General features: G+C 59.7%; 17 protein-coding genes and 2 pseudogenes. 18 read left to right on the forward strand and 1 reads right to left on the reverse strand.

The window, feature by feature from the left end; translation table 11 throughout:
* Window positions 1–676 precede the first annotated feature (676 nt).
* Complete coding sequence (locus CRN80_RS24160; protein ID WP_098951562.1) at window positions 677–1,678, forward strand: hypothetical protein; 1,002 nt, start codon at window positions 677–679, stop codon at window positions 1,676–1,678.
* Between the two features lie 172 nt (window positions 1,679–1,850).
* A complete protein-coding gene (locus CRN80_RS24165; protein ID WP_218197443.1) occupies window positions 1,851–2,579 on the forward strand; it encodes a hypothetical protein in 729 nt (242 codons plus the stop codon).
* Window positions 2,580–3,065: 486 nt separating this feature from the next.
* On the opposite strand, the gene CRN80_RS24170 is transcribed toward CRN80_RS24165, so the two are convergent.
* On the reverse strand, window positions 3,066–4,001 hold the full coding sequence (locus tag CRN80_RS24170) for a helix-turn-helix domain-containing protein (RefSeq protein ID WP_032897442.1): 936 nt from the start codon (window positions 3,999–4,001) through the stop codon (window positions 3,066–3,068).
* Between the two features lie 882 nt (window positions 4,002–4,883).
* On the opposite strand from CRN80_RS24170, the gene CRN80_RS24180 reads away from it, so the two are divergent.
* From CRN80_RS24180 to mexE, 16 genes and pseudogenes are all read left to right on the forward strand, one after another.
* Window positions 4,884–5,942, forward strand: coding sequence for a phenylacetaldoxime dehydratase family protein (locus CRN80_RS24180; RefSeq protein WP_098951563.1), 1,059 nt, complete (start codon window positions 4,884–4,886; stop codon window positions 5,940–5,942).
* A gap of 83 nt (window positions 5,943–6,025) precedes the next feature.
* Window positions 6,026–6,892 carry a transporter gene (locus tag CRN80_RS24185; protein WP_098951565.1) on the forward strand — a complete coding sequence of 289 codons (867 nt, stop codon included), beginning with the start codon at window positions 6,026–6,028 and terminating at the stop codon, window positions 6,890–6,892.
* Window positions 6,893–7,061: 169 nt separating this feature from the next.
* Complete coding sequence (locus tag CRN80_RS24190; protein ID WP_032891979.1) at window positions 7,062–8,576, forward strand: amidase; 1,515 nt, start codon at window positions 7,062–7,064, stop codon at window positions 8,574–8,576.
* A gap of 75 nt (window positions 8,577–8,651) precedes the next feature.
* Entirely contained in the window at window positions 8,652–9,245 is a 594-nt protein-coding gene (gene nthA, locus CRN80_RS24195; RefSeq protein WP_098951567.1) for a nitrile hydratase subunit alpha, read from the forward strand.
* A gap of 41 nt (window positions 9,246–9,286) precedes the next feature.
* Window positions 9,287–9,943 (forward strand): nitrile hydratase subunit beta, encoded by a 657-nt coding sequence (gene nthB, locus CRN80_RS24200; RefSeq protein ID WP_032891981.1) that lies wholly within the window; start codon window positions 9,287–9,289, stop codon window positions 9,941–9,943.
* Window positions 9,940–11,184, forward strand: a complete 1,245-nt coding sequence (locus CRN80_RS24205; protein WP_032891982.1) for a GTP-binding protein — start codon at window positions 9,940–9,942, stop codon at window positions 11,182–11,184. Before nthB ends, CRN80_RS24205 begins: the two co-directional genes overlap by 4 nt.
* A 354-nt stretch (window positions 11,185–11,538) precedes the next feature.
* A pseudogene (locus tag CRN80_RS32185) lies at window positions 11,539–12,153 on the forward strand (PAS domain-containing protein); the annotation flags it as partial.
* 126 nt (window positions 12,154–12,279) lie between these two features.
* Window positions 12,280–12,471, forward strand: a pseudogene (locus CRN80_RS32190) (methyl-accepting chemotaxis protein); the annotation flags it as partial.
* A gap of 93 nt (window positions 12,472–12,564) precedes the next feature.
* Window positions 12,565–14,205, forward strand: coding sequence for an AMP-binding protein (locus CRN80_RS24215; RefSeq protein ID WP_098951570.1), 1,641 nt, complete (start codon window positions 12,565–12,567; stop codon window positions 14,203–14,205).
* Window positions 14,202–14,783, forward strand: a complete 582-nt coding sequence (locus CRN80_RS24220) for a TetR/AcrR family transcriptional regulator (protein WP_098951572.1) — start codon at window positions 14,202–14,204, stop codon at window positions 14,781–14,783. Before CRN80_RS24215 ends, CRN80_RS24220 begins: the two co-directional genes overlap by 4 nt.
* A gap of 747 nt (window positions 14,784–15,530) precedes the next feature.
* Window positions 15,531–16,259 carry an AraC family transcriptional regulator gene (locus CRN80_RS24230; protein WP_098951574.1) on the forward strand — a complete coding sequence of 243 codons (729 nt, stop codon included), beginning with the start codon at window positions 15,531–15,533 and terminating at the stop codon, window positions 16,257–16,259.
* A gap of 229 nt (window positions 16,260–16,488) precedes the next feature.
* Window positions 16,489–17,556 (forward strand): HlyD family secretion protein, encoded by a 1,068-nt coding sequence (locus tag CRN80_RS24235; RefSeq protein WP_098951576.1) that lies wholly within the window; start codon window positions 16,489–16,491, stop codon window positions 17,554–17,556.
* A complete protein-coding gene (locus CRN80_RS24240; protein ID WP_098951577.1) occupies window positions 17,553–19,070 on the forward strand; it encodes a DHA2 family efflux MFS transporter permease subunit in 1,518 nt (505 codons plus the stop codon). Before CRN80_RS24235 ends, CRN80_RS24240 begins: the two co-directional genes overlap by 4 nt.
* 22 nt (window positions 19,071–19,092) lie before the next feature.
* Window positions 19,093–20,436, forward strand: a complete 1,344-nt coding sequence (locus CRN80_RS24245) for a TolC family outer membrane protein (protein ID WP_098951579.1) — start codon at window positions 19,093–19,095, stop codon at window positions 20,434–20,436.
* Between the two features lie 84 nt (window positions 20,437–20,520).
* Window positions 20,521–21,417: a LysR substrate-binding domain-containing protein gene (locus CRN80_RS24250; RefSeq protein WP_098951581.1), complete on the forward strand. Its 897-nt coding sequence runs from the start codon at window positions 20,521–20,523 to the stop codon at window positions 21,415–21,417.
* A 217-nt stretch (window positions 21,418–21,634) separates the two neighbouring features.
* A complete protein-coding gene (gene mexE, locus CRN80_RS24255) occupies window positions 21,635–22,876 on the forward strand; it encodes a multidrug efflux RND transporter periplasmic adaptor subunit MexE (RefSeq protein WP_098952677.1) in 1,242 nt (413 codons plus the stop codon).
* The last annotated feature ends 7 nt before the right edge of the window (window positions 22,877–22,883 follow it).

The following is a 22,883-nucleotide window of genomic DNA, read 5'->3' on the forward strand; positions in this document are numbered from 1 at the left end:
GCAGAGCACGAGTATCTCGCGTATCAATGTAAGGATATCTGTTAAAGAGACAGAATCGACGACTCCGTTTAAGGATATCGACTCATTACTCATGTCCTCTTCCGAACAACCTAGGACTTACCAAATACTAATAGCTCATCCAGCCTACCGAGTCGCACCTATTCGAGCCACTGTCACATTGGAGCCCGTAGGAAATCGCTATTCACGAACGCTCGCGCCCCCTATATTGATGGGGGAAAACCGGTGCGCAATTCGTTTATTTCAGGCTAAAACTATCGAACTAGAGCCTAGTCAAATGTTGCGGGGACCCTTATAGCCTTTAACTGACAAAGTCTAGACTTTTGATGTCACTCCAACACCCAAGAGTACCGCCAACGTTTCCAGCTTAAACTTTTTTGGTATTTATTGATCCTGCCGGCGCATAGCGAAAGTTAACTATATGTCCTTTTGGTTAATTAATCGACACCTACTCTTGTCACACTGAAAACAAGATCTGAAAACTAATGTTCACCCCGTATACTCCGACGTCTCATTTCATCTCGCACCCTCTAAAATCCGGATATAAACCGTTCGCGACGTATTCCAAACCCTGCAAATCATGGCATAATGCCTGCACCATAAACCTCTGTAAGCCGAGAAAAAATTGTTTCCACTATCAGTATTTGCATGTTCTGTAATGTTGCTAGCAGCATGTATTGGCCTCCGGTTCCACAAACCTAGCTCTTGGCTTTGGGTGGACTGCTTATACTATCCATTGGTTGCAGTCAGCGTCTGGGTCTTATTTCAGAACAATGCTGGCGAGCGTCAAGTCATAGAAATCAATGAACAGAAGACAGAAGTAGAATTGCGGTATAGTGAGCTCGCTAAAAATCAGCCCGCCATGAGCTATAATGTTAGCGAAGATCTATACAGGACATCCTTGGAGCTTTTGACATTCTCTTCAATAATGAATAAAAGTTGCGGTAGTTTTTATTCACCTGAGTGCGAGGCAGCCCGAACAATTAATCCACCGATTGAGAAATTTATCAATGAAATAGCCCCTCACAGAAAAGAGGCTATTGAAAAAAGAATTATCAGCACCTGCAACGCAGCGCAAAATCTGCTACTTGAATTTGAAAAAGAAGGCGAGTTGCTGAGTAGCACCACTAACTATTTGATCAAGGGCTTTAGGGAGATCTCGCAGAAAAAATTGGGAATCGGCGCATACGGTGCTATACCAAAAGCTCAACAGGAGCTTGAGCAAGCCAGCCTCGAAGATCTTCAGATGCTAGACAAGGCTGTATATTCCCGCTCGAACGTAGGCCAATTTATTAAGGAAACCCGTGAAGCGCAAATCAGAAACGCAAGCTCAATGCTGCAAGGCTTATTACCATGCATGGCGGCAGATATGGATCAACTGAAAGCAGTAAACGAATGGAAGGAAAAAAGTGAAAGTACTCTGAAGATAATCGATAGGCAAAATATAGAGCTTAGGGCGGCCAAATCAAAAGTCGATATTGCCTTCTACAGATTTCAGCTCTATTACTGGCCTTACATTATAATATTCGCACTGTCGTTAAAACTCGCAAAAGCTGCAGCGGGCATACGCCCTCAGATCAACGCAATTCTTATTTTGCTATATGACTTGAAAAAGAGGATATTCCGCAAATCCGACGAAGCAGATGTTCCGGCGGAATAGCATGACACCACCTCATACCGAATTACGCGTTCAATCGCAGTGATCGCGACGAGGGCAAGCTATCAGCGCTGCATCTGCCTTTGACTAGCGAAGAAAAAATCGAAATCAGCTTTCGAGGAAACCCTGAGATCCCCGTCGATGCGCTTCACGTTCTGAGCGAGGGGCATATACGTTGTCCCGGCCTTGCCATTTTGATGACCAAAGCGAAGAGCATCGGCTGCCCAGTTATCGTTTCGACGACGCAATCAATACCATCGGCCATGACCATCGAGGCGGAATCCGAGAAGCGATCTTTGAGGGCGACCACTTCGCTCAAATCCAACTAATCGTCACCTGTCATAGCAACGAGTTCATCAAAGACATCCAACAACACCTTCCTGCCCATTGCAGAAATGCATGGCAGGTCTACCTGCTCCGACATCACGATGGCAACTATCAACCTCGAGTTACCGGCAACGTACCGAGTGTGAACTACATCGCCAAGGCCAGGGCAGCAAGAGAAGCGCTCAACGACCGGGATACGCTCGCTGCCTCTCGCCAAGCCTTGGAGATGCTGAGCGATAAGGCTTGGCGGTGGCTTGGAAGTCATGACCAAGGCGTGTTGAATCTCATGTTGGCTGGCGTCGGTGCCAAGCCTGTATTAAGAAATCTATGCGAAGCGTTGGTCAAGAAATTGGGAGATGCCCACACCTTCGACCATGCGAACAGAGAGCCACTTCTTGCTGCGTATGGCCGCATTTTGCGGTATACCAGTATTCCAGTCAGTAATCTTATCTGGACCTACCTGAACAAAGACACTCCTGAGGAGGCAGACCGCGATGACTTTGACGGGGAACTTGTCGAGGTCGTTGTCCAAACTCTTGAGGAGCTAGACCGCCTAGATCTACGAGGCGGACGCTAGCATTCGTTGCGGCGCACGCCTGGTCTTCAACTATAGGGGCGAGTGCAGGCACGCTCTTTTATCAATAGACTTCTCCCAACACTGATATTACGGCTAGCAGCGTAAGCAGCTAGCCGTAATATCTGTCGTTGAGCTATGACACACCGGACACCGAATGTGATTTGGTGTCCTACCAGGCTCTTAGTGCCTTGCCCTATGCGGCCAATCATCCAGCAAGCCGAGCCGACGTACACAAAAAGCCATCGACGACCACCCTGCTCCGCCTCACAGATCGCCAATCTCGATCGCCCGCATAACCCGCGCTCCTAGGAGCAAAACTGGGGGCATATTTTAGTTTTTTCCGACCTGAAAATACTGAGCTAGAGCCAAGTCAAAATGTTCTACGGGGATCCGGATATCCTCTAGGCGTCGCCGGGAAGGCTGATCATTCCTGGCTTTTCAGAGGCTCGCTACCCGGCAAAAGCCATTTAATACCCCCGCCAAATCTCAATCCCGGCGCAAAAGCGTATTCGGTGCCACCCCAAACGCCTTACGAAACGCATGGCTGAAATGCGAGAAGTCAGAGAACCCAAAGTCCAGCGCCGCTTCGGACACACTGCGCACCTGGCCACGCTCGATCGCTTCTCGGCTGGCATTCAGGCGCTCTTTCCAGATCTCTGCAACGGGGGTTTTCTGGTAGCGGGCGAAGGCCCGTGTAACGGTGCGGGTGGATACATTGTGGGCTTTGGCGATGGCTTCGATCGACAGATCCGGCTCGGTCAGGTGGCGTTGGATGTACTGCATGATGCGGCCGTAGAGGTCCATTTCCTGATGGCTGGCTTTCAGGTCCTGGAGTTCCAGGCTGATCACCAGCAGATCAAGCACAGCACTTGAGTAACGATTGGAGATGCGCTCATCCTGCAGCGACGCGGGCGTGCTCGCGGCCTGGTGCAGCATTTCGCGCAAGGGCACTACACCTGGGCGCCGGTCGTCGAGGACCATCGCGGTGTACTCGGCAATACGCGGCAGGCGCTCGGTGAGCAACGCTCTTGGAATACGGATCAAGTGGTTTTCGGTACCACCCAGGCTGAAGCGAAACGCCTGTGTTGCGTCATAAAGAAACAAATTGCCCGTTGCCAGGTTGGCTTTTCTTGAGCCTTGTTCGATTTGCCCATGGCCCTTTCGAGCGAAACCCAACCATAAATCTTCAGCCGGGCCGCTGCGCAGGTGCTGCTCGGAACGCTCCCAGTAATGCAACGGTGACGACAGCGTACAGATGTCCAGCGCACCGACTGTATTAAGGGTGAGCGAGCCATCAAAGCGGCTCTGGGACAAGGGTTTGCTATCGGCCGCCAGGCAATGGCGGCAGACCACTTCTTTCCAATAATCAAACCGACGTGTTGCAGGGACGGCAAGGGTCGAATACTGAGTGTTCGGGTTCATGACGCTGACCTCGACAACGATGCAATAGGCGCGCGAGAAGTTGTAACGTGCGGCCGATTGTCAGCCATCAAAGCAATTAACACGCCAAACGCAATGGCAGGCCGGCTTAGGTTGCAGCCAACGGTAACCACGATGCGAAGCGAGCCGCTCTTGCTCTTGATCTGCTTTTGATCTTAGGCGCCCCGTCAAACCACGCTGGCGGATTACGGGCACACCGAGCCCAAGCGAGGTGCCGAGTGGTGGGGCAAGAGCCCTTTGGTTACTTTGGGGCTCTTTTCCAAAGTGACCCGCCGTCAGGCGGAACCCTAAGCGGCCGTTACCGCAGCAATGGATATGCACACAATCCAACTGTGTTGACCGCCAGGCCGCCTTCGCGAGCAAGCCCGCTCCCACAAGTTTGACCGCGGGGTGTCAGGTAGATGAGTGTCGGCTGGCAGGGCGTCATCGCAGGCAAGCCAGCTCCCACAGTTGGCCCGCGTCGCACCGCAGTTGTGGCCCGTTTAAGGGCACAGCACATCACATCATCAGCCCGCGTGCACCAACGCAGACCACAGGTAAACCTCCGTAGCCGGCCTGTCTTTGCCAACCAAGCGGTTGTCTCACCGAACAAAGCGCGCCCTCCTCTGCCGGCCTAATTTCCACCTCACAGCAGCTCATACCCCGCTGATGAGGTACGCCATGCATCGACACTCTTCACCCCGATTGGCTGACTCCTCCTGGCTTCTGCAACGGCGCGATCTCGCACCTGAGGAGTCGGCTTATTGGTTGATTGAATGGGGAACCATGCAGCTGCTGCACCGACGGCAGGCCGCCAAGCGCCCCCTGCCGCCGACGCGCTGACGCCCACCCGTAGGCCTGAACCAAAATAACGAGGACCTCAAGATGGAATCTGCAATCGACACACATCTCAAATGCCCACGCACCCTGTCCCGCCGCGTGCCCGAGGAGTATCAACCGCCGTTCCCGATGTGGGTGGCGCGCGCTGACGAGCAACTGCAACAAGTGGTGATGGCTTATCTGGGCGTGCAATTTCAAGGCGATGCCCAGCACGAGGCTGCTTTGCAGGCGATGCGTCACATCGTCGGCAGTTTCAGCCAGGCCGACGGCCCGCAGAACTACGATTTGACCCAGCACACCGACAGCAGCGGCTTTGATAATCTGATTGTGGTCGGGTACTGGAAAGACCCTGCCGCCCATTGCCGCTGGTTGCGTTCACCCCAGGTGAATGACTGGTGGAGTTCGCCGGATCGCCTGGGTGAAGGCCTGGGTTACTTCCGCGAAATCACCGCGCCGCGTGCCGAGCAGTTCGAGACGCTGTACGCCTTCCAGGAGAACCTGCCGGGTGTTGGCGCAGTTATGGATGCCACCAGTGGCGAGATCGAAGAACACGGCTACTGGGGCTCGATGCGCGACCGTTTCCCCATCTCCCAGACCGACTGGATGAAGCCCACGAGCGAGCTGCAAGTGGTTGCGGGCGACCCGGCCAAGGGCGGACGCGTGGTGGTGCTGGGGCATGACAACCTCACACTGATTCGTTCAGGCCAGGACTGGGCGGATGCCGAGGCAGAGGAACGCTCGCTCTACCTCGACGAAATTTTACCGACGTTGCAGGACGGCATGGATTTCCTGCGGGACAACGGCCAACCGTTGGGCTGCTACAGCAACAGGTTCGTGCGCAATATCGACCTGGACGGCAACGTGCTCGACCTGAGCTACAACATCGGTCACTGGCGCTCAGTGGAGAAACTCGAACGCTGGGCCGAATCCCACCCGACCCACCTGCGTATTTTCGTGACGTTCTTTCGCGTGGCCGCGGGCTTGAAGAAGTTGAGGCTGTACCACGAGGTGTCCGTGTCCGACGCCAAGAGCCAGGTCTTCGAGTACATCAACTGTCACGCGCAAACCGGGATGTTGCGCGACGCCCTGCCGCCCACAGCCTGAGCGCCCTCGGCGTTTAACCCCCCTGCTTCTACCGCCTTGCCACCCTCCACGGGTGGCCCGGTCCCCTGTGCGAGGAATAAACGATGAATAAGATCCGCCTGCTGACCCTCTCCACCCTGTTGCCCGCCCTTCACGCGAACGCGGGTGAAGTCGCGCCTGGCGACTACGAGCAATATCCGGTCGGTGCCACTATCGGGGCGATTTATTACCAGCACGCCACTACGGACTCGGCTTACGCCAACGGCCACAAGGCCAGCTCTGACTTCAGGGTGACCTCCGACGTGGGCATCCTGCGTCTGCTCCATGTGTATGCACTCAGCGACACGGTCACCATCGACCCGCAATTTCTTTTGCCTTTCGGCCACGTCTCCGGCGCAGGTGACGCCTCCGCACTGGGCAGTACTCGCGGCGTGGGCGACTTGATCCTCACCGCGCCGGTGAAATGGCGGTTCAACGAAGCCCGCGACACCCTCAGTATCGCCCCCTATGTGTATGTGCCTTCGGGCACGTATGACAAGGATGACGCACTCAACCTCGGGGAGAACCGCTGGAAGTTCGAACTGCAGAGTGCCTACGTCAAGCACTTCACAGAGAAATGGGCGATGGACCTGGTCGGCGGCGCGACCTGGTATGGCGACAACACCGATTACGGTGCCAATGCCGACCGCCTGAAGCAGGACGTGTCCTACGCAGCGCAGATCATGGGGCGTTACATGCCGGACGCCACCACCACCTTTGGTATTGGCTTTGGGCGTACCTGGGGAGGCGAGACAAACATCGAGCATGTCAATCAGGACAACGAGTTGGGCACCACCAACGTGCGCCTTACCGCCACCAAATTCGTCACCCCCACCGACCAGGTGCAACTGCAATTGGGCAAAGACCTCTCGGTGGACAACGGCACCCGCGAAGACTTCCGCATGAACCTGCGTTACGCGCACATTTTTTAACGCCAGACACTGCGAACGCGCGCCCCTGGCGCCAGGGTGTCCCGCTCAGCCAAGTCGATGTCTTTCTCAACCAAGCCACCGGCTGGATGCGCGGACTATCTTGAGCCCCAGGCCCGCTGATAGTGAGCATGCAGTGCTCTTCGGCCATTTACGATAAGGACAGCCAACCATGGCAATCGCTCGCCCCACCCTTGAACAGCTATTGGCTATTTCGAGCAGCCTGCACATGCAGCTCGATGCGCAGCAAGCCGATGAATACCTGGCGCTTATGCAGGCAAGCTTCGATGCCTATGACCTGGTTGACGAGCTGCCGGACTTCATCCCCCCGGTGCGTTATGAACGCAGCTCAGGCTACCGCCCCTCAGCCGCACACAACCCGCTCAACGCCTGGTACTTCCGCACCGAAGTCAACGGTGCGCGCGAAGGCAAGCTGGCGGGTAAAACGGTCGCCCTCAAGGACAATATTTCGCTGGCTGGCGTGCCCATGATGAATGGTGCCAAGCCGCTTGAAGGCTTCGTCCCCGCTTTCGACGCCACGGTTGTCACGCGCTTGCTGGATGCCGGCGCCACCATTCTCGGCAAGGCAACGTGCGAACACTACTGCCTGTCCGGCGGCAGCCACACCTCCGATCCTGCACCGGTGCACAACCCCTATCGCCAAGGGTTTGCCTCGGGTGGTTCGTCTTCCGGCAGCGCAGCGCTGGTCGCTGCCGGCGAGGTCGACCTGGCCGTCGGCGGTGACCAGGGCGGCTCAATCCGCATCCCTTCCGCCTTCTGCGGCACTTACGGCATGAAGCCGACCCACGGGCTGGTGCCCTACACCGGCATCATGGCCATCGAGGCGACTATCGATCACGCCGGCCCCATTACCGCAAACGTACGCGACAACGCCTTGATGCTGGAGGTGATGGCCGGCGCCGATGGGCTTGATCCGCGACAAGCCGCGCCGCAGGTCGACGCTTACAGTGATTACCTGGAGCGCGGTGTCAGCGGGCTGAGGATCGGCATCCTGCGCGAAGGTTTTGAATTGGCCAACCAGGACCCGCGTGTGGCGTCGTGCGTACGCCAGGCCATTGCAGCGTTTGCGCGGCTGGGCGCGCAGATCGAGGAGGTGTCGGTGCCTGAGCACAGCATTGCCGGTTCGCTGTGGCACCCCATCGGCTGCGAAGGCTTGATGATGCAGATGATGCACGGCAATGGGGCCGGCTTTAACTGGCAAGGGCTGTATGACGTCGGCTTGCTGGACCAGCAAGCCGGATGGCGCGCTCAAGCCAATGAGCTATCCGCCTCTCTCAAGCTGTGCATGTTCGTCGGGCAATACGGTCTGGAGCGCTACAACGGGCGGTTCTACGCCAAGGCACAAAACCTCAGGCGCGTGGCACGCGCCGGGTATGACGCCGCGTTGGCGCGCTATGACCTGCTGGTGATGCCCACCGTGCCGATCATCGCCCAGCCCCACCCGCAGCCGGGTTGCTCGGTTACCGAGTACGTCGCCCGTGCGCTGGAAATGATCGGCAATGCCTCCGCCCAGGACATCACCGGCCATCCGGCCATGTCGATTCCCTGCGGCCTGGTAGACGGTCTACCTGTCGGGCTGATGCTGGTTGGCAAGCACTACGCCGAAGGCACGATTTACCAGGCCGCCGCAGCGTTCGAGGCGTCGGTTGATTGGAAAAACTGTTAGCCGGTAATCCCGCGCAGCGCAAAAAGAACAAGCCGCCAGGCGCTGCCCAGAAGCTCAACGATGAGGAGTCAACTTATGAGCGCACATCAAGCAACCACATCAACACCGGGCGAACGCTCGCAAGCGCTACTGCAGGTGCTCAAGCAGAAGGATCTGATCCCCGACGGTTACATCGAACACATGACACAGCTGATGGCGCACCAATGGAGCCCGGAGAACGGAGCTCGGGTGGTGGCCAAGGCCTGGGTAGACCCGCAGTTTCGCGAACTGCTGCTCAAAGACGGCACCGCGGCGTGCGCCCAATTTGGCTATACCGGCCCGCAGGGTGAATACATTGTTGCGCTGCCAGACACGCCCAGCGTGAAAAACGTGATTGTGTGCAGCCTGTGCTCCTGCACCAACTGGCCTGTCCTCGGCTTGCCGCCGGAGTGGTACAAGGGCTTCGAGTTCCGCGCCCGACTGGTGCGCGAAGGGCGCACCGTGCTGCGGGAGCTGGGCACCGAGCTGCCGGCCGACGTCATCGTCAAGGTCTGGGACACCAGCGCCGAAACCCGCTATCTGGTGCTGCCTGTACGGCCCAAGGGCAGCGAAGCCATGGATGAAGAGGCGCTGCGAAAACTGATCACCAAGGATGTGCTTATCGGCGTGGCCCTGCCTTACGTGGCGTAACCGGTGCCCTTTGTTTTTTGCATTTTTCAGAGGTATTCACAATGGATGGCTTTCACGATCTCGGTGGGTTTCAAGGCTTTGGCAAAGTCCCTCACACCATCAACAGCCTGAGCTACCAACCCGTGTTCAAGCAGGACTGGGAGCACCTGGCCTACAGCCTGATGTTTGTCGGCGCCGATCACTTGAAAAAGTTCAGCGTGGACGAAGTGCGCCATGCCGTGGAGCGCCTGGATGTGCGCCAACATGTCGGCACCCAATACTACGAACGCTATGTCATCGCGACCGCCACCCTGCTGGTCGAAACCGGTGTAATCACCCAGGCGGAACTCGATCAGGCCCTGGGCTCGCACTTCAAGCTGGCGAACCCCGCGCATGCCAGTGGGCGCCCAGCAATCACCGGCCGCGCGCCCTTTGAGGTGGGCGACCGGGTGGTGGTGCGAGACGAGTATGTGGCCGGGCATACCCGCATGCCGGCCTATGTGCGCGGCAAAGAAGGCGTGGTTGTGCACCGCACCACGCAAAAGTGGCCCTTCCCCGACGCGATCGGCCACGGTGATCTGAGCGCGGCGCATCAGCCGACCTACCACGTCGAGTTTCGCGTGAAAGAGCTCTGGGGCGACGCAGCAGATGAGGGGTTCGTGGTGGTCGACCTGTTCGAAAGCTACCTGGACCACGCCGATAGCACGGTGAACGCATGATGGGCGGCGCCCTGACAGGCCGACTGCCGGTGACGGTGCTTTCCGGCTTCCTCGGCGCCGGCAAAACCACCCTGCTCAACCATATCCTGCGCAATCGCGACGGCCTGCGCGTAGCGGTCATCGTCAATGATATGAGCGAGGTCAACATCGATGCCGAGCAGGTGCAGCGCGACGTGGCGCTGCACCGGGGTCGCGATGAGTTGATCGAGATGAGCAATGGCTGCATCTGCTGCACGCTGCGCGCCGATTTGCTCGAGCAGATCAGCGCCCTGGCGCGCCAGCAACGTTTCGACTACTTGCTGATCGAGTCCACGGGGATCTCCGAGCCGATGCCGGTAGCCGAGACGTTCGCCTTCCTTGACGCGCAGGGCTTCAGCCTCAGCGAACTGGCGCGGCTCGACACCTTGGTGACGGTGGTCGATGGCAGTCGCTTTGAAGCATTGCTCGAATCGCCGGGCATGGTGGCCCGCGAGGAAGCCCCCATGCGCCATCTGACCGACCTGCTGATCGAGCAAGTGGAATACGCCAACGTCATTCTCGTCAACAAACTGGACCTGATCGACGAGCCCGGCTACCAGGCCGTGCACGCGATCCTCGCCGGCCTTAACCCAAGCGCGCGGATCATCCCGATGGCTCAGGGTAACGTGGAGTTATCCGCCATCCTCGGTACTCACCTGTTTGATTTGCCTAGCCTTGCGGCCTCGCCCGGCTGGATGAAAAAAATGCAGGCCGACGACGCGCCGGCCTCTGAATCGGACACCTATGGCGTGACCTCCTGGGTGTACCGCGAGCGTGCCCCGTTTCACCCACAGCGATTACTCGATTTTCTCCAGCAGCCCTGGCACAACGGGCGCCTGTTGCGCAGCAAAGGTTACTTCTGGCTCGCCAGCAGGCACTTGGAAACCGGCCTGCTGGTGCAAAGCGGCAGGCAGTTCCAGTGGGACTACGTCGGGCATTGGTGGAACTTCATCGAGCAGTCGCAATGGCCGCAGGATGAATATCGGTTGCAGAACATCATGGCCAAGTGGGACAGCATTGTCGGCGATTGCCGGCAGGAGCTGGTCTTTATCGGCCAGGGCCTGGACACCCAAGCGCTGCAGCGCGCACTCGACAATTGCCTGCTGAGCGCTCAGGAAATCGCCGCTGGCCCCTCGGCCTGGCAGGCCCTGCCGGGGGCGGCAATCTTTGACTCCCAGGCCTTATCGGCGCCGACGCCGTCCTTGCAGGCTGACCCCATTTGACCGCGGTAGAGGTGCCCCATGCTCTTTTTCAGCCGAACCACCCGCTACGTATTGGCACCGCTCGCCGACCGACTGGAGCAGCCTGACCAGCCAGGTACACCGCTGTCGTCAAGCCACCCGTTGTTGCGCCGCATCCTGGCAAGCGTCGAACAACTGCTGCAAGAACGGCGAGTCCTCAAGGAGCAGGCCCGCGCACAGACGTTGGAAACCCGCCAACTGGAAGAGCGCCTGGCCTGCCATGAACAGCTGGTGCGGCAGTGGGAGGCGCGCTGGGCGCTGATCACACAGGGCGCAGGTGAACGGTTCTGGGAGCTGGAACTGGATGGCGCTGCTACCCCCGCACCGGGTGCTGCGATGACGTGGACGGGGTCTGCGTCGAACCTGGCCCAGGCGATTGACCAGCTTGGCGGCTGGAGCGAACAACTGCACCCGGATGACCAGCCAGCGCATCGGGCGGCGCTCGCCCGGCACCTTGCCGACCGCAGCGGGCGTACGGCCTTTGCGCTCGACGTGCGGATGAAGTCGGCACTCGGCAATGACTATCGCTGGTGCCGGATCAGCGGAGCCGCCCGACGCGATGCGCAGGGCACAGCGCTTGCCATGGGGGGAACCGTGCGTGACATTCATGAACAGTACCTGCACCACGAGGCGCTCGAACTGGCGGCCACACGTTTCGATATTTCTCGAGAAATGCTGCACGACGGGCTCTGGGATATCGAGGTGGTGGCCGGTGACCCAGCGAACCCGAACAACACCATTTGGTGGTCTTCGCAGATGCGTCGGCTGCTGGGGTGCAACACGGTGGAGGAGTTCCCCAACACCCTGGAAAGCTGGACCTCGCGCTTGCATCCCGAGGATAGCGCACGGGCCATCGGCGCGTTCGTCGCCCATGTGGACGACCGCAGCGGCAAAACTCCGTTCGATGTGGAGTATCGACTCAAACACACCAATGGCACTTACCGCTGGTTTCGCGGCCGTGGGCAAACCCGCCGCGCACCGGACGGCGCGCCGCAACGGGTGGTGGGTGCCATCACCGATATCCATGCCCACCATGAAGAAAGTGCGATGCGCGAGGCGCAGGCGCAACAACACCAGGTGATGCAGGAAACCCTCACCAAGCTGACGCAGATTGTCGCCACCATTCAGGGCATTGCCAGCCAGACCAACCTGTTGGCATTGAATGCCGCCATCGAAGCGGCGCGAGCTGGCGAAGCCGGTCGCGGGTTTGCGGTGGTCGCCGACGAAGTGCGCAAGCTGGCCACGCGGACCAGCCACGCGACCCAGCAAGCGGCCCAAATGATGGACCACTAGCAACATCCAAGCGCCCGCGCAACCTGCGTGGGCACAGCACAAATTCCAACAATAATAATCAGGTACGTTATGCGCGATTACGACTCAGCAGTCTCATCCTTCGATTATCTACACCTGGCTGCCCAGGACTTGCACGGCGAACTCGGCGCCTTGAATGCTTGCATTGAATGCTGCGACCGGCACGCCCAGGGCAATGCCGTGGCGTTGTATTGCGAAACGCGCGATGGCCGCGCCACGCAGTACACCTTCAGCGAACTGCAGGCGCACGCGGCGCGCTTCGGCAACTTCCTACGCGCCCATGGCGTGCAGCCGGGGGATCGGGTTGCCGGCCTGATGCCACGCACGGTTGAATTGGTGATTGCCCTCCTGGGAACCTGGCGCATCGGGGCGGTCTACCAACCGCTCTTTACCGCGTTCGGCCCCAAGGCCATTGAACAGCGACTGGACTGTTCCAACGCGCGCTGGATCGTGACCGACGCCCACAACCGTCCCAAGCTGGACGAGCTCCTCGACTGCCCCCGCGTCATCGTGACCGACGCCCCCCCACAGCGCCCCAGCGACTACGCGTTTTGGGAGGTGCTGGAGCATCAGCAACCCGACTGCACACCTGAGCTGCTGGACGCCCGTGCGCCGTTCCTGCTGATGTGCACCTCGGGCACCACCGGGCCGGCCAAGCCGCTGGAGGTGCCTTTGAGCGCCATCCTGGCCTTCAAAAGTTATATGCGCGATTCAATCGACCTGCGCGAAGACGACCGTTTCTGGAACCTCGCCGACCCCGGCTGGGCCTATGGCTTGTATTACGCCGTGACCGGGCCACTGGCCTGCGGCCGCGCCACGTTGTTCCATGACGGCCCTTTCACCGTACAAAGCACCAGCCGGATTATCGCCAAGTACGGGATCAGCAACCTGGCCGGCTCGCCTACGGCCTTTCGCCTGCTGATTGATGCCGGGGCGGAGTTCGCCGACGCCGTGCGTGGCCAACTGCGTATCGTCAGCAGCGCCGGCGAACCGCTCAACCCGCAAGTCATCCGTTGGTTCGCCGAACAGCTCGGCGTGGTCATTCACGACCATTACGGCCAAACCGAAATCGGCATGGTGCTGTGCAATCACCATGGGTTACGCCATCGGGTCCGTGAGGGTTCTGCCGGTTATGCGGTGCCGGGGTACCGGATTGTCGTGCTGGACGATGCGCAGCGGGAGTTGCCGACAGGCCAACCGGGCGTCCTCGCGGTGGATCGCGAGCGCTCGCCCCTGTGCTGGTTCAATGGCTACCTTCACATGCCCACCAAGGCGTTTGTGGGCCGTTACTACTTGAGCGGCGATATCGTGGAGCTCAATGAGGACGGCAGTATCAGCTTTGTCGGCCGTAACGACGATGTGATCACCACGTCCGGCTACCGCGTGGGGCCTTTCGATGTAGAGAGCGCGCTTATCGAACACCCGGCAGTGGTCGAAACCGCGGTGATCGGCAAGCCCGACCCGCAACGTACCGAGCTGATCAAAGCGTTTGTCGTGCTCAACCGCGAGTACCTGCCCAGTGTCGAGTTGGCGGAAGTCTTGCGCTTGCATGTCCGACAGCGCCTGGCCGCACATGCGTACCCACGGGAAATCGAGTTCGTTGAGCAACTGCCCAAGACCCCCAGTGGCAAATTGCAGCGGTTCATCCTGCGCAACCAGGAAATTGCCAAGCAGCAGGCACTCGACACATGAGGACGGCTCCCGCGCTCAGCCGCTCGGAGTTCCAGCGCAGAGCCCTGGAGCTGTTCAAGGAACGTAGCTTCAGCCAGGTCAGCATGCGCGAATTGGCGGCGCATGTCGGCATCAGCCCGGGCGCGATTTATCACCATGTAGAGAGCAAGGAAGCCATGCTGTTTGAGTGGCTGACAGAGCTGTATCAGACGCTGTTGTCGCACGTCGACCGGATCAACACCCGTAGATTGACGCCCGCGCAACGCCTGGCAAAGCTGATTGAAGGCCACCTTCAATTGCATGAACAGATGACCGGGCACTTCAAGTTGGCGGTCATGGACGCCACTTGCCTGGGCGCGCCGATGCAGGCGAGCGTTGAGCGATTGAGGCTAGCCTACGAGTCGGAACTCATGAAAGTGGTCGGCCAACTGGGCCATCAGCCCGGCGGGCCGTTGCGCGAGGGCGCGCTCACGGCGATTCTGCCCGTGCTGAACAGCCTGCCCACATGGCTGAGCCCAAAGATTGATCACCGTCAGCGTCGGCTTATTACAAAGACCATCGCCGATGCGGTCATAAAGGCGATAAATTCCCTGCCATGAGTGACCACACCCAACGGTAACCACGATGCGAAGCGAGCCGCTCTTGATCTTGATCTGCTTGTGATCTTGATCTCAGGCGCCCCGTTAAACCACGCTGGCCGGAATTCGACAGGGATTTGGGGCCCCCAAATCACTGGCGGATTACGGGCACACCGAGCCTAAGCGAGGTGCCGAGTGGTGGGGCAAGAGCCCTTTGGTTACTTTGGGCTGGGCCGGCATTCCGGCTCTTTTCCAAAGTGACCCGCCGTCAGGGCGGAACCCTAAGTAGCCGTTACCGCAGCAATGGATATGAACACAATCCAACTGTGTTGACTGCCAGGTCGCCTTCGCGGGCAAGCCCGCTCCCACAGTTGGATCGTTAGGGTGTCAGGTAGGTAGGCGTCGGCTGTCAGGCCGTCGCGGGAGCAAGCTCCCTCGCCACAGGTTCGGCGTCATCCTGAAGTTGCGTTCATGTCCAGCACCAAGCGCTCTAGAGGCGCTTGACGACTTCACTCGGCTTGCTGAAGCTTAAATCCAACATAACCTGTACTTATCCCCTTCTGCGCCAGTTAGCGCCCAAAATTATAGAATTAGCATCAGCGCCTATTAAGTCGGATAACTCAAGTCAAAAAAAGCAGACGAGGCCCACAACCGTATTCTGAGTGACGACTGTCTTGCGTCCGACCCGCCCCACGCTTGAATCCAAACCCGCCCAGGCCTACCCTGCACGCGTCGAACAATCACCCAACACGTCAAGGAAGACTTCAAATGTGGGATGGCAGCGTTACCTTTGGCGACTCATGGGCCGGTTACATTGGCCGTGCGGATCAAAACACTGCTCACTCCCATGTCGCCATCCAACTGTGCATCGGCGTAGGCCAACCCGCCACCCTGGAGCTGCCCGGAAAAGTCATCCGTGCGGCAGGCGTGATCATCGGTCCCAACGTCGAACACCGTGCCGTGGCCGAAAGTCATCCGGTGGCATTTTTGTATGTCAGCCCGGACACGGCGTTGGGCCGTGCGCTCAATGCGTTGCTGCAAGACGATGGCATCGCCCTGGCCAGTGATGAACTGCTGGAGTGCTTTCGTCATAGCACGTCCCTGTCGCACTTTGTTGACGCCCTCTCACGGCTGCTGGCAATTACCCCGCCGATCGACCATAGGCTTCACAAAGCCTTGAATATTCTGCGCCTGGACCGCGACGGTCCAGGTTGCGTCAGTCGCGCTGCCCAGGCGGTGGGGTTGTCCAGCCCGCGCTTGCGCTTCGTCGCCACCCACCAGATGGGTGTTTCCCTCTCTCAGTGGATCATCTGGAACAAATTGGAAAGGGCCTCCAAATCCCTGGCCGGGGGTTCGACGTTGTCGGACGCCGCTGCCGACGGCGGTTTCTCTGACCAGGCGCATCTGGCTCGCATGATGCGCCGCATGATTGGCATGACGCCGCGCACTGCCGCTGAGGTTTTGCGCAAGACAAGCGTTTCGTTCAAGACGCACTGACAGCAAAACGCCAACATCCATCGCATTCGATTCGCAACAACGTCAACACCCTCCTGCAGAACACTCAGCCCCACTGAAAGTGAATAAAAGAGTGTTCGCCCGGACGCCCGTGTCTGCGAATCGACTATTTGGTCGCAAGTGCCCAGCCCACCGTGGATCGCCCTGCACGGGAGGCCCACAGCGTTTCTGAGCCTGCTTGACCTCAACGCGCATCGACAGGGAGTACCACATGACTAAAGGCAAGTTGATAAAACTGACGCTGTGCGGCGTCGTGGTCGGCGGGTTGCTGATACTGGGCTGGCAGCGCTGGCAGTATTCCAGCACCTACGTGAGTACCGACAACGCCGAGCTCGACGGGGTGATCATCCCGGTACGGGCCAAGCTTTCGGGCGTGGTGATCAGTGTGCCGGTGGTGGACAACGTCACGGTAAAGAGCGGCGACCTGCTGTTTCAGATCCGCGATAGCGAATACCGCTACCAGTTGCAGCAGCGCGAAGCACAGTGGCAAGCGCTGCTCGCCGCCGCCGGGCGCGCGGGCGTGCCGGGGGCGCTGGACAGCCAGGTGCTCAGCGCGGTGGCCATGCGCGAGGCCGCGCAGGCGGCCCTGGCTCAAGCGAGCGCCAACCTTGAGCAAGCGCGCAACGACTACCAGCGTGCCCGTCGCCTCGGCGCCCAAGGCGTGCTGAGCACCCAGGACCTGGAAGTGGCCAAGGCGCGTTTCGACGCCCTCAGTCATGCCCAGGAGGTGGCGCGCAAAAACGCCCAGGCCGCCGCCCAGAGTACCTTGGCCAACAAGGCCGAACTCAAGGTGCAGGACTATCGGATCGCGGCCGCGCAAGCTGAGTTGGAACAATCCAGGATCCAGCTCGACGACACCCGCCAGACCGCGCCGATGCGCAGCATTGTCTCGAAAAAAGAGGTTGAACCCGGCCAGTTTGTGGTTGCTGGCCAAAAGCTCCTGAGCCTGATCGCCACCGACGCACTGTGGATTACCGCCAACTTCAAGGAGACCCAGGTGGGCCGCGTGCGCGTGGGCCAGAATGCCCGTGTCACCGTGGACGCCTTCCCCGGGCACGCCTTCGACGGCGTCGTCGAAAGCCTGGCACCGGCCACCGGAGCCAAGTTCTCATTGCTGCCCCAGGAGAATGCCACGGGCAACTTCACCAAGGTGGTGCAGCGCGTGCAGGTGCGGATCGCGCTCAACGATGTGCCAGATGACTACAAGTTGTTGTTGAGCCCGGGCATGAGCGCGTTTGTCGAAGTGGCCGCACCTGACGACACCGGCCAGACGCTATGAAGTCGCCTTACCTGATTGCGCTGACCGTCACGCTGGTCTCGATGATGGAGTTGCTCGATGTCACCATCGTCAACGTAGCGATTCCCAGCCTGATGGGCACCTACGGGGCGTCGGTGGATGAAATCTCCTGGGTCTCCACCGGTTATGTGGTGGCCAACGTGGTGATTCTGCCGGTCAGTGGCTGGCTGTCGGCGTGGTTCGGCCGGCGGACTTATTACCTGGTCTCTACCGCGCTGTTCGTGCTGGCATCATTGGGCTGCGCGATGTCTGCCGAACTTTGGCAACTGGTCGCGTTCCGGGTGCTGCAAGGCCTGGCGGGCGGCGGATTGTTGGGGATTTCCCAGGCAATCATCTACGACGTGTTCCCCAAGGAAAAAGTCAGCAGCGGCATGGCGCTGTATGGCGTGGGCGTGATGATGGGGCCCACCTTGGGTCCGACCGTCGGCGGCTACCTGATCGACACGTTGTCGTGGCATTGGATCTTTTTGATCAACTTGCCGATCGGTGCCGTGGCCTTGTTGCTGTGCTGGCTGTGTATCAACGACTCGCCCAACGAACAAAAACCTTCCAGTGTCGACTACAGCGGCTTCTGCTTGCTGGCCCTGGGCGTCGGCAGCGTGCAGATCCTGCTGGAGCGCGGCGAACACTGGGACTGGATGGCGTCCAACTGGACCGTGGCCTGCCTGTTGCTCAGCAGCTTCAGCCTGGTGGGTTTCTTCTGGTGGGAGCGGCGTGTGGCCAACCCGATCGTCAACGTCGCGCTGTTCCAGAACCGCGAGTTCCTGATGGGGTGCATCTGCGCGTTTTGCGTGGGCTTCGGGCTGTACAGCACGCTGTTCATGGTGCCGCTGTTCTTGCAGACCCTGCTGGCGCAGAGCGCTTACCAGAGCGGGTTGGTGATTTTCCCCGGGGCGGTGGCCAGCGCCATCAGCACCTTGGTGATCGGCAAGCTGTCCCAGGAAAACAAGATCGACGAGCGTGTGTTCGTCACCCTGGGCATTGTCATGTACTGCTATGCGATGTTCCTGCACACCCAGTTCACCCTCGACAGTAACCCCGACTCGCTGTACTGGCCCTTGGTGATCCGCGGCCTGGGCCTGGGCGTGATCTTCGTGCCGCTGACCAACCTGGCGATGCGTCGCCTGCCGCTGACATTGATCTCCGGCGCCTCAGGCGTACTCAACCTGATGCGCCAGTTGGGGGGCAGCGTGGGCATCGCCATCGCAGCCACCTTGCTCACACGGTTCTCGTGGGAACGCTATCGCCTGCTCTCCGAGCATGTCACCGAATCGAGCCTGGTGGCCAGTGGTTGGGGAGGTGTGGAAACCGACCCGTTGTTTCTTTCCCTGGGCCTGGCGAGCCATCAACAAGCCCTGGCGCTGATGCCCTACCTGCAAGCGCGCGAACAGGGGCAAATGCTGGCGTTCAGCATGCTGTTCGGCACCTTGGGAGCGGTGATGGCCATCGGGATTCCCATGGTGCTGATGATGCGCAGAAGCCACATCAGTCGATAAATCTTTCAGTGGAGCACACCCCTTGCGTATTCCAGGCCTGCATCTCAACACCACCCCGCTGCTCATGCCGCTGTATTGGCTGGCACTCGCCTGCGCGCCCACCCAGGTATCGGCAGATGACTTGTACCACCTGTACCAGAAGGCGCTGACCCACGACATGCAGTTCGCCGCCGCACAGGCCCAGCAATTGGCCACGGCAGAAAAGGAACCGCAAAGCCGTGCCAACCTGCTGCCGGACCTGTCTGTCACTGGCGGCGCGGCCTGGGTCGATGCCGAGGATTCGTCCGACTATCATCGCAATCGCAATAACACCAACGCCTATGCCGTGGTCCTCACACAGCCGCTGCTGCGTTGGCAGAATGTGATCGCTCACGACCAAAGCAAACTGTTGATCAGCGCCAGTGAACTGCACACCGAACAGGCGCGCCAAGCCCTGATGCTGCGCGTCGCCCGCGCTTATTTCGACGTACTGCTCAATCAGGAACTGTTGAACACCCGCACGCAACAGCTACAAACCCTGCGCGAGAGCCAGATGCGCAGCCAGCGACTGCTGGCCGACGGCGCCACCACCGCTAATGCGCTCGCCCAGGTGCAGGCCAAGTACGACCAGGCATTCGCCGAACAGGTGGCCGCCCGTGGCGCACTGGACATAGCCAACGAAACACTCACCCAATTGACCGCCGCGCAGGCGGGCCCTTGGTCAGGCAAAGAGCCGCAGTTCAGTGCCCCGGTGCCCGCTGCCATCGATGATTGGGCCACGACCGCGCAACAAGGCAACCTTGCCGTACAGGCGGCGCAGATTGCCCAGCGCCTGGCCGAAATGGACATCGACAAGGAACGGGCCGGCCATTTGCCGACCCTGGACCTGATCGCCGCCCATGGCCGCTTCGCCTCTGTCGGCGGTGATGTCTACGATGTGACGTTGCCGGAAAACCGCTATAACCAGACCGTGGTCGGGGTCAAACTGAGCGTTCCGCTGTACAGCGGTGGCCGCACCAGCAGTCGCGTGCGCGAAGCCCATGCACTGCAAAGCAAGGCGGCGGACGAAGTCGAAGATGCACGCCGCAACGCCGGCATGAAGGCACGTCAGGCCTACCTGCAAGTCACCAACGGCGTGAGCCAATACCAGGCACTCAAGCAGGCCTTGAACTCCAGCCTGATCAACCTTACCGCCGTGACCCACGGCTTCGAAGCCGGCTCGCGTATCAACATCGATGTACTGGATGCCCAACAGAAAGTCACCGATACCCAGCAACGCTTGGCCCAACAGCGCTATGCGATCCTGATGGCGCAGTTGCACCTGCTGGCCTCCACCGGCAACCTGAGCGACGTGCGCCTGCGTGAGGTCAGCCGTACACTGAACTGAGGCGCGGATGAAAGCGCTGACATTTGCCCAACGTAGGGGCTGAGTTGGATTAAGCTTGGCCATCTCAAAAATGGAACACTGCCCATGTTCGACCTCAACGAACTCTTCCTCTACGCCAAGGTGGTCGAGCACGGCGGCTTTGCGGCGGCGGGCCGTGCGCTGAACCTGCCCAAATCGACCTTGAGCCGCAGAGTCAGCCAGCTTGAAGCCAGGCTGGGGGCACGGCTGATACAGCGTTCGACGCGCCAGTTCCAGGTCACCGATATCGGCTTGGCTTACTACCGCCATTGCGTGGCGATGATTAGCGAGGCCGAGTCGGCCGAAGATGTGATTGCCTTCAACAAATCAGAGCCGCGCGGTGTGATCCGCTTAAGCTGCACCACCGCACTGCTCAACTATTGGGTGGCGCCGATGCTCGCCCAATTCATGGCGCAATGCGCCAGCGTCGAACTGAACGTGAAAAGCTTCAACCGCAAGGTCGACATCATCAGCGAAGGCTATGACATGGCCTTGAACCTGTGTTTCCCGCCGCTGGAAAGCAGTGAGCTGGTCATGAAAGTGTTGGCTAAAAGTCCTCAAGTGCTGGTGGCGAGCGCAGCTTTTTTGCAGGGTTCTCCCCTGCCCTCACTACCGCCAGACCTTGCCGGACTGCCGTCTATCCATTGGGGCAACCCTTTGCTTCAGTACCTGTGGGAACTGACCGGCCTGGACGGCACCACGGCGCAGGTGTTGCACACGCCACGCCTGATCAGTGATGACATGTCCACCCTGAAAAACGCAGCACTGGCGGGCGTGGGCATCGCCAACCTGCCGAGGATGGTGGTGAAAGAGGAACTGGCCGATGGCCGCCTGATTGCCGTCTTGCCTGCATGGCAACCCGCTGAGGGCGTGATCACCGCCGTGTTCCCCTCCAGGCGCGGGCTCATGCCGTCGGTGCGGTCCTTGATCGACTTTCTGGGCGATGCGTTTGAGGCGCCGTGAGGCTCCCACGCGGTGCTGGGAAAGTTCCTTGCACCCTGAGCAACAGTCTTTTGTCATCAATCACATTGATAGCTCCCTAACAAAACCCCCATGCTAGAGGGCTGACTCCGCGCTTATATCATTCCGAATGATAGTTACCTTTGCTTCATTCGATTCGTGACATACCGCCTCCCCGCGCATGATCCGCCCATCTCAAATACATTGGCGGATGCACCTCATGGAACAGTCACTCAAACATTTGCGCTTCCCCCTGGCGATCTTGGCCGTGGTGGTGATGAGCGCGTGCGGCAAGACCCCGGAACAAGCGGCCGCCATGCCTCCAGCTAAGGTCAGCGTGGCCAAGGTGTTGGAACAACCGGTCAACGAATGGGACGAGTTCACCGGGCGCCTTGAAGCCCCGGAAACCGTGCAGATTCGTCCTCGGGTGTCTGGCCAGATTGACCAAGTCGCTTTTACTGAAGGCGCTTTGGTGAAGAAAGGCGACCTGCTGTTCCAGATCGACCCTCGCCCGTTCCAGGCCGAAGTGCGCCGCCTCGAGGCCCAGCTTGCACAGACCAAAGCCGCCGCCACCCGCAGTGAAAACGAAGCGCAACGTGGCGAGCGCCTGCGCCAGAGCAATGCGATCTCCGCCGAACTGGCCGACTCGCGCACCACCGCCGCCCAGGAAGCCCGCGCCGCCATGGCCGGGATCCAGGCGCAGTTGGACCTGGCCAAGCTGAACCTGAGCTTCACCCGCGTGACCTCGCCCATCAGTGGCCGCGTCAGCCGTGCCGAAATCACCGCCGGCAACCTGGTGACCGCCGATACCACTGCGCTCACCAGCGTGGTGTCCACCGACAAGGTCTACGCCTACTTCGACGCCGATGAGCGCGTGTTCCTCAAGTACACCGAACTGGCCCGTGAAGGCCGGCGTGGCGCAACCACCCCTGTGTACCTGGGCCTGTCCAACGAAACCGGCAACCCGCACCTGGGTCAGATGAACTTCGTCGACAACCAGGTCAACCCGGCCACTGGCACCATCCGTGGCCGTGCGGTGTTCGATAACAGCAAGGGCGAATACACCCCTGGCCTGTATGCGCGCTTGAAGCTGGTCGGCAGCGGCACCTATTCGGCCGTGTTGATCAATGACGAAGCGGTCGGCACCGACCTGGGCAAGAAGTTCGTGCTGGTGATGGACGGCGACAAGCCGGCTTATCGCGCGGTGGAACTGGGGCCGAAAATCGAAGGCTTGCGCATCGTACGCAGTGGCCTGACCAAGGACGACACCGTGATCGTCAAGGGCCTGCAACGTGTGCGCCCAGGCTCGCCGGTCGCGCCGGAAACCATCCCGATGGCCAGCAAGGAAACCCTCGCCGCCTTGGCCCAACAACGACAAGCGCTTGAAGCCAGCAACCTGGAGCAAGTAGCGCCGCAAACCGCAGCGCCCAAGCTCGCAAGCGTCGCGGCTCCACGCGGTTAAGGGATAC

The organism is Pseudomonas sp. FDAARGOS_380, from assembly GCF_002591235.1.
GTDB classification, from domain to species: domain Bacteria; phylum Pseudomonadota; class Gammaproteobacteria; order Pseudomonadales; family Pseudomonadaceae; genus Aquipseudomonas; species Aquipseudomonas salmasensis.

Excerpts from the sequence above, each read along its gene's own strand:
- CRN80_RS24160 (WP_098951562.1), top strand. The coding sequence starts at position 677 with ATGTTGCTAGCAGCATGTATTGGCCTCCGGTTCCACAAACCTAGCTCT.
- CRN80_RS24170 (WP_032897442.1), bottom strand. The coding sequence starts at position 4,001 with ATGAACCCGAACACTCAGTATTCGACCCTTGCCGTCCCTGCAACACGT.
- CRN80_RS24180 (WP_098951563.1), top strand. The coding sequence starts at position 4,884 with ATGGAATCTGCAATCGACACACATCTCAAATGCCCACGCACCCTGTCC.
- CRN80_RS24185 (WP_098951565.1), top strand. The coding sequence starts at position 6,026 with ATGAATAAGATCCGCCTGCTGACCCTCTCCACCCTGTTGCCCGCCCTT.
- CRN80_RS24190 (WP_032891979.1), top strand. The coding sequence starts at position 7,062 with ATGGCAATCGCTCGCCCCACCCTTGAACAGCTATTGGCTATTTCGAGC.
- nthA (WP_098951567.1), top strand. The coding sequence starts at position 8,652 with ATGAGCGCACATCAAGCAACCACATCAACACCGGGCGAACGCTCGCAA.
- nthB (WP_032891981.1), top strand. The coding sequence starts at position 9,287 with ATGGATGGCTTTCACGATCTCGGTGGGTTTCAAGGCTTTGGCAAAGTC.
- CRN80_RS24205 (WP_032891982.1), top strand. The coding sequence starts at position 9,940 with ATGATGGGCGGCGCCCTGACAGGCCGACTGCCGGTGACGGTGCTTTCC.
- CRN80_RS24215 (WP_098951570.1), top strand. The coding sequence starts at position 12,565 with ATGCGCGATTACGACTCAGCAGTCTCATCCTTCGATTATCTACACCTG.
- CRN80_RS24220 (WP_098951572.1), top strand. The coding sequence starts at position 14,202 with ATGAGGACGGCTCCCGCGCTCAGCCGCTCGGAGTTCCAGCGCAGAGCC.
- CRN80_RS24230 (WP_098951574.1), top strand. The coding sequence starts at position 15,531 with ATGTGGGATGGCAGCGTTACCTTTGGCGACTCATGGGCCGGTTACATT.
- CRN80_RS24235 (WP_098951576.1), top strand. The coding sequence starts at position 16,489 with ATGACTAAAGGCAAGTTGATAAAACTGACGCTGTGCGGCGTCGTGGTC.
- CRN80_RS24240 (WP_098951577.1), top strand. The coding sequence starts at position 17,553 with ATGAAGTCGCCTTACCTGATTGCGCTGACCGTCACGCTGGTCTCGATG.
- CRN80_RS24250 (WP_098951581.1), top strand. The coding sequence starts at position 20,521 with ATGTTCGACCTCAACGAACTCTTCCTCTACGCCAAGGTGGTCGAGCAC.
- mexE (WP_098952677.1), top strand. The coding sequence starts at position 21,635 with ATGGAACAGTCACTCAAACATTTGCGCTTCCCCCTGGCGATCTTGGCC.